This is a genomic window from Azospirillum sp. B506, assembly GCF_000333595.1.
Lineage (GTDB): Bacteria > Pseudomonadota > Alphaproteobacteria > Azospirillales > Azospirillaceae > Azospirillum.
Genome location: NZ_BADK01000160.1, coordinates 1 through 7,178, shown reverse-complemented (window position 1 = coordinate 7,178; position 7,178 = coordinate 1). Strand labels below are relative to the sequence as shown.

Annotated in this window: 5 protein-coding genes and 2 rRNA genes; 4 read left to right on the top strand and 3 right to left on the bottom strand. The window is 68.1% G+C overall.

The genetic code is table 11. The features are described from left to right. Positions 1 to 141: ribosomal RNA gene (locus I71_RS05765) — 23S ribosomal RNA — on the top strand; the annotation flags it as partial. A gap of 147 nt (positions 142 to 288) precedes the next feature. Beyond that, positions 289 to 404 (top strand): 5S ribosomal RNA (gene rrf, locus I71_RS05760). A gap of 212 nt (positions 405 to 616) precedes the next feature. Here rrf and I71_RS05755 read toward each other — a convergent pair. From I71_RS05755 to I71_RS05745, 3 genes are all read right to left on the bottom strand, one after another. Then, a complete protein-coding gene (locus I71_RS05755; RefSeq protein WP_199902119.1) occupies positions 617 to 2,068 on the bottom strand; it encodes an aldehyde dehydrogenase family protein in 1,452 nt (483 codons plus the stop codon). 129 nt (positions 2,069 to 2,197) lie between these two features. Further along, positions 2,198 to 3,148: a LysR family transcriptional regulator gene (locus I71_RS05750; RefSeq protein WP_042692106.1), complete on the bottom strand. Its 951-nt coding sequence runs from the start codon at positions 3,146 to 3,148 to the stop codon at positions 2,198 to 2,200. Next, complete coding sequence (locus tag I71_RS05745; RefSeq protein ID WP_199902118.1) at positions 3,148 to 3,837, bottom strand: UbiX family flavin prenyltransferase; 690 nt, start codon at positions 3,835 to 3,837, stop codon at positions 3,148 to 3,150. The genes I71_RS05750 and I71_RS05745 overlap by 1 nt, the downstream gene beginning before the upstream one ends. Positions 3,838 to 4,164: 327 nt before the next feature. On the opposite strand from I71_RS05745, the gene I71_RS05740 reads away from it, so the two are divergent. Further along, positions 4,165 to 5,895: a thiamine pyrophosphate-requiring protein gene (locus I71_RS05740; RefSeq protein ID WP_049975947.1), complete on the top strand. Its 1,731-nt coding sequence runs from the start codon at positions 4,165 to 4,167 to the stop codon at positions 5,893 to 5,895. Further along, the coding region (locus tag I71_RS05735) for an alpha-hydroxy-acid oxidizing protein (protein WP_307188965.1) at positions 5,895 to 7,178 on the top strand (1,284 nt) is incomplete at its 3' end. The genes I71_RS05740 and I71_RS05735, both read left to right, overlap by 1 nt.

Below are 7,178 nucleotides of genomic sequence, written 5' to 3'. Positions count from 1 at the left end.
GAAAGCATCTAAGCGGGAAACCCACCTCTAAACCAGAGCTCCCCTGAGAGCCGTGACAGACCATCACGTCGATAGGAGGCATGTGGACGGGCAGCAATGTCTGAAGCTAAGCCTTACTAATCGCTCGATCGGCTTGATCTCGACCCCACAAACCGCGCCATGCGCAGCAGCAAGCCTGCTCAAAACAGCAGCTTGACAGCACGCGCCGCAGTTCGATACTCCTCACATCACTTGCACTGAACAAGCATATGCGCTTTTGGAATGAGCGTCGGTCTTGTGCCTTGGTGACCTGGTGGTCATGGCGAGGTGTCAAACACCCGATCCCATCCCGAACTCGGCCGTGAAAAGCCTCCGCGCCAATGGTACTGCGTCTTAAGACGTGGGAGAGTAGGTCGCCGCCAGGTCACTCAGGCACAAGAGACGCTCAAACAAAACGCTCATGCTTGCATCTTCATCAAACACACAGAAACGCCCCGGATCCAAAAAGCCGGGGCGTTTCTGTTTTGCTCCTCGCGTCTGAAGTTTGAAGTGGACCCCGTTTCCCCGTCATCGGGTCCGTCCTTCTTCCTGGGCGAACCAAGCTTAGCCGACTGTCCGGGAAATGGGGGCCACTTCATCAGCCGATGGTTCCCACCGTCTGGCAGATGTGCTTCAGTTCGGTGAAATCGGCGAAGGCATCGTAGCCGTGCAGGCGGCCCAGCCCGCTTTGCCGGTAGCCGCCGGTTTCCGCCTCCGCGAACAGGCGGTTGTGGTCGTTGATCCAGACGGTTCCGTTGCGCAACGCCCGGGCCATGCGCAGCGCCCGGGCGCCGTCGCGGGTCCAGACGCTGGCCGACAGGCCGAACACAGTGTTGTTGGCCTTGGCCGCAGCCTCTGCTTCGGTCTCGAAGCGCTCCAGCACGACGAAGGGGCCGAAGATCTCGTCCTGGCAGAAGAAGGCGGACGGGTCGTCGTGCGCCACCAGCGACGGGGTGAGGAACGATGCGGCGGCCGGGCTGTCCGTCGGCACGCCGCCGCGCAGCAGCACCTCGTCGCAGGCATCGAAGGCCCGTTCGACCTGGGTCTGCACCTGGTCGCGCGCCGCCCGGTCGATCAGCGGTCCCATCCGCATCGCCGGATCGAGCCCGTTTCCCACCGTCATGGCCGCCAGCGCCGCCCGCAGGTGGGTCTTCACCGCGTCGAAGGCCGATGCATGGACCAGCACCCGGCGGGCGGCGGTGCATTGCTGGCCGGAGATGATGGTGGCGGCGGTGGCGATGCGCGCCGTGGTCTCCGCCGGATCGGCGTCGGGGAAGACGACGCAGCAGCTCTTGCCGCCCAGTTCCAGCGACAGCTTCTTCATGGTGTCCGCCGCCGCGACCATGATGCGCTTGCCGGTGGCGGTCGAGCCGGTGAAGCTGACCACGTCGACCAGCGGCGAGTCGACCAGACGGGCGGCGGCGGCATGGCCGGTCTCGCTGACCATGTTGCAGACGCCGCGGGGCAGTTCGGGGACCTCGGACAGGGCGCGCAGGAGGGCGGCGGTCAGCAGGGTGGTCTGCGCCGCCGGCTTGACCACGACGGTGCAGCCGCAGGCCAGCGCCGGGCCGATGGCCCGCGCCAGCAGCACCGCCGGCGCGTTCCACGGGATGATCAGCGCCGCCACGCCGGCCGGTTCGCGCAGCATGGTGGACAGCACGCCCGGTTCGACCTCCAGCACATGGCCGGGAACGTGGCGGGCGAGGCCGCCGTAATAGCGGATTTCCGAAATGGCGCCGGCGATCTCGCCCCGCGACTGGGCGATGGCCTTGCCGTTCTCCAGCGTCAGCAGGCGGGCGAGATCCTCGGCTTGCTTGTCGAGCCTGTCGGCCCAGCCGAGCAGGATGGATTGGCGCAGCCGCGGATTCTGTGCCCAATCGGGCCGATTGAAGGCCGCATGTGCGGCGGCGATGGCGGCGTCGGCCTCGGCGCGTCCGCCCTCGGCGGCCTGGCCGACGACGCTGCCATCGGCGGGATTGATGCTGGCGAAACTGTCGGTGCCGGGCACCCACGTGCCGTCGATCCAATGCCGGCTGTCCAGGTTGGTCACCGCTATCCTCCCATGCTCGTTGGACGTTTTCGCTGCGAGGGGTGCGCAGGACCTGCGCACCCTCCTTCCCACCGCCAGCTAATCCCTGGCTGCGGCGTCAAGGCAAATAGTCTAATCTAATCAATGGTATCACTTTGCCTGATGGCTTTCGGCGGCAGCCCGGCCGGCATCCAGATGCGCGCCGGGGCGCGCTGCCTCGATCAGACGTTCGTTCATGGTCTCCATAAAGCGGACGGCGGCGAGGCTGAGCGGCCGCCGCGGATGATGGAGCCAGGCGAGCGTGCGCACGATCGTCGGTTCCACGATCGGGGTCGCCCGCAGGGTACCGTCGGCCAGACCGCGATGGACGGCGATGCTGGGCAGCACGGTGACCCAGTCGGTGCGCGCGACCAGTTCGGCGATGGAGATCAGGGTGTCAATCTCCAACTGGGGTTTCAGGTCGATGCCCTGCGCCTCGGCGGCCTGCTCCAGCACCGCCCGCAGCCCGTGCCGCTTGGACGGGATGACCAGGCGCAATTGCGCGAGGTCGCTGAGCCTTACCGTGTCAGGCAGGGGAGGCGGTTGCGCCGCACCGCTGACCAGCACCATCTCCTCGTTCAGGATGTCCGTGGTTTCCAGCGCCAGCCGCTTGCGCGGCCGGTTGATCAGCGCGATGTCCAGCTGGCCGGAGGTCACCTGCTCGACGAAGGTGGCGGTGTAGCCGTCGGCGACGCTCAACTCCACGCTGGGATACTGGTTGGAGAAGATCTCGATCGTCCGCGACAGCACCGACTGGGTGACCGAGGCGATCAGGCCGATGGAAACCTGGCCGGAGATGCGGCCGGCAAGATTGCTGATCTCCTGCTTGGCGGCGGCGATGTCGCGCAGGATCGGCAGGAACAGCCGGAACATGGTGCGGCCGGCCGCCGTCGGGATCATGCCTTGCGGGCTGCGCTCGAACAGCTTTTCGCCGAGTTCGCCTTCGAGCTTGGCGATCTGCATGCTCAGCGCCGGCTGCACGACATTCAGCCGCCGCGCCGCCCGGGTCACGTTGCCTTCCTCGTACAGGCACATGAAATACTGGAGCTGGCGCAGGTCCATCAGACGCTCGCGCCCGGCTGATCGGCCGGAGCCTGGCGGGTAGGGGACCGGCCGGACCGGCGCGTGGCTTCCCCCCAGCGCCGCACCCGTCCGCTGTCCAGCTCGAACAGGTCCAGCACCCGTCCGACCGTGTGGTCGATCAGGTCGTCCAGCCCATCGGGCTTGGCGTAGAAGGCGGGCACCGGCGGGGCGATGATCGCGCCCATCTCGGCCAGGGCGGTCATCGTGCGCAGGTGGCCGAGATGGAGCGGCGTCTCGCGGACCATCAGCACCAGCCGGCGCCGCTCCTTCAGCACGACGTCGGCCGCCCGGCTCAACAGGCCGGTCGTGGTGCCGCAAGCGATGTCGGACATGCTGCGCATGGAACAGGGCGCCACCACCATGCCCATCGTCCGGAACGACCCGGAGGAGACCGACGCCGCGATGTCGTCCGCCGCATGGGCGACGCTGGCGAGCGCGCGGACCTCGGCGATCTTCCAGTCGGTCTCCATGGCGATGGTGACCTCCGCCGAGCGTGTCAGCACCAGATGTGTCTCAATGTCGAGCGCCCGCAGGGTCTGCAGCATCCGGATGCCGTACACGACACCCGACGCGCCGGAAATACCGACGATCAGCCGTTGCGGTGCCGCGGGGCGTGCCCGCCCGCCCGGGCCTGTGCCGTGGTGCGGCGTATCGCTGGACAGCTCCATCGGTCGGCATCCTCATCCTGGTCGGTTGCGCCCGCGGGCGGGACGCCAGTGTTGCCGCCGGATTATGGTGGAAGCGGATTCCCATCACAAATAATGATTGGGAATGCTGATGATCATAAAAACTGATGGCGATACCGACATGCGGCGGACTCCTGGGGCCTTCGGAGTGGGAAAAGGTAGGAAAATCCATCAGTCAGCTATGCGATCAAATCGGATGATCGGACCGATGATTTTAAATTATTTGATTAGCGTTCCCAATCGAGCGACCTATGAAGCGGCGGAACGAGCGGTAACAATCAGCCAATGCACGTTGAGGGAGTACAGTCCTTGGTCGGCAGCCAATCGAATGCGAGCGAAATCGGGCAATCGGAGCGGAGTGCATCGGATTTATTCCTGACGCAACTCGTCGCTTTCGGTGTCGATTACTTCTTCGCCAACGGCGGAACCGACTTCCCTCCGATCGCCGAGGCGTTCGCCCGGGCGGAGCAGTCCGGCACGGTCGTTCCGCGGCCCATGGTGATCCCGCACGAGAATCTCGCGGTGTCGATGGCGCATGGGGTCTACATGACCACCGGTCGGCCGCAGGCGGTCATGGTGCATGTGAATGTCGGAACCGCCAACACCGTCAATGCGGTGCTGAACGCCAGCCGCGACGAAACCCCGGTGCTGCTGTTCGCCGGCCGCTCCCCCTACAGCGAAAGCGGCCGCCACGGCACCCGCACCCGCTACATCCACTGGGCGCAGGAGATGTTCGACCAGGGCGGCATGCTGCGCGAGGCGGTGAAGTGGGACTATGAGCTTCATCTGCCCGAACAGGCCGGCGACATGGTGGCGCGCGCCTGGCAGGTGGCGATGACGGCGCCGCGCGGCCCGGTCTACGCCACGCTGCCGCGCGACGTGCTGGCCGACCCGATCCGCGTGTCCCGACCGGATGCCGGGCGCCGAGCCGCGCCGGCGGCTCCCCACCCGCAGCCCGACGACATCCGCACACTGGCCGACTGGATCGCCGGGGCCGAACGTCCGCTGATCGTCACCCAGGGTGCCGGGCGCACCCAGGCCGGTTTCGACGCGCTGGCGCGGCTGGCGGAGCGTTTCGCCCTGCCGGTGGTCTCCTTCCACCCGCGCTTCCTCAACATCGCCGCCGACCACCCGATGAATCTCGGCTCGCTGCCCGGCGGGCTGCTGTCCCAGGCCGATCTGGTGATCGCGCTGGACGCCGACGTGCCCTGGATCCCGGCGCTGGAATCGCCGCCGGCCGGTTGCCGGGTGGTGCATGTCGCGACCGATCCCGCCTACACCCGCTATCCGATGCGCAGCTTTCCTTCCGACCTCTGCGTCGCCGGCGAGACCGCCGACGTGCTGACGGCCGTCGAAGCCCTTCTGGATCGCCACGAGCGGTTGGACCGCAAGAGCATCGCCGGCCGTGGCGAGGCGTTGCGGGCGCAGTCGCAGGCGCTGGCCGGCAAGCGGCTGTCGCCCGATGCGATGCCGTCCGACGGCCGCATCGGCCCGGAATGGCTCAGCGCCTGCATCGGCGAGGCGGTCGGTCCCGATGCGATCATCGTCAACGAATATCCCTTGCGCCTGGACCATTGCCCGCAGACCCGCGGCGGCACCTATTTCGGCCTCAGCGCCGCCGGCGGGCTCGGCTGGGGACTGGGGGCGGCGCTGGGGGCCAAGCTGGCCAACCCGGACCGGCTGGTGGTGGCGACTCTGGGCGACGGCGCCTACATGTTCGCCAACCCGACGGCTTCCCATTGGGTCGGCGAGGCCCATGACCTGCCGGTGCTGACCATCGTCTTCAACAACCAGCTCTATGGTGCCGTGCGCAACGCCACCATGGCGATGTACAAGACCGGCGTCGCCGCGCGCAGCGGCGGGCGCATGCTGGCCGACCTCAGCCCGTCGCCGGCCTTCGAGAAGCTGGTGGAGGCGAGCGGCGGCGTCGGCTTCCGGGTCGAGCGGCCGGAGGACCTGCGCGACACCCTGCGCCGCGCGGTGGCGGTGGTGACCGAAGAGCGCCGTCAGGCGCTGGTCAACGTGCTGTGCGACTACTGATGTCGGCGCGCGATCCGGCCATGGAGGCGGCGGCCGCCCAGATTGCCCCGGCTGCAAAAGCGGGCGCCGGGTGGGGCAGCGGCGGGTTGAGCAGCGAGGCGGCGCGGCTGCGCCGCCGCTTCCCCACCGTCGCCGATCTCGCGGCGCAGGCCCGGCGGCGGACGCCGCGCTTCGCCTATGATTTCGTCGCCGGCGGGGTGGGGGACGATCATGGGCTGGCGCGCAACCGCCAGGCGCTCGATGCCATTCAGATCGTGCCGCGCTATGGCGTCGACCTGCGGGGCGTGTCGATCGAGACCACGCTGTTCGGCCGCGGCTATGCCCTGCCGGTCGGGGTGGCGCCGATGGGACTGGCCGGCCTGCTGTGGCCGGACGCCGACGAGGCGATCGCGGCGGCGGCCCAGCGCGCCCGCATCCCCTACGTGATGTCGACGGTCGCCAACAGCTCGATCGAGCGCATCGCCCGCATCGCGCCGGACGTGTTCTGGTATCAGCTTTACAATGTGCCGGAAAACGACCATGCGGTGTCGCTCGACCTGATCCGCCGGGCGCAGGCGGCAGGCGCCCATGCGCTGGTGCTGACGATGGACGTGCCGGTCCGCTCCAAGCGGGTGCGCGACGTGCGCAACGGTCTCGTCGTGCCGTTCCGCCCGACCCTGCGGACGGCATGGGATGTGGCGCGGGCGCCGCTGTGGGCGCTGGCGATGCTGCGGCGCGGCCAGCCGCGCTTCTTCAATTTCGAACGCTATCTGGGTCCGGACGCCAGCACCGGCGACCTCGCCGGCTTCGTCTACCAGAAGATGACCGGCCCGCTGACCTGGGAGTCGGTCGCCCGCTTCCGCGACGTCTGGCGCGGTCCGCTGCTCGTCAAGGGCATCCTGCATCCGGACGACGCCGACAAGGCGGTGTCGCTGGGCGCCGACGGCATCCTGGTCTCCAACCATGGCGGCCGCCAGTTCGATGCGGCGCCGGCGGCCATCGACGCCTTGCCGGCGATCGAGGAGCGGGTGCGCGGCCGTGCCAGCGTCCTGGTCGACGGTTCCATGGTCTCCGGCCTCGACCTGCTGCGCGCCCGCAAGCGGGGAGCCGCCGCGGCCTTCGCCGGCCGCGCCTTCCTGACCACTTTCCACACCGATCCGGCCAACCAGATCGAGACCGTCATGGCCGTCCGTGACAAGGTGATCGGCGACCAGCCCTATCCCAACTGGACAGCGGTCGGGGTGACCTGGCTGGCGGGGTTCGACTTCGAAATCAAGGTCGTCGCCCGCATCCCGGCGACGGCA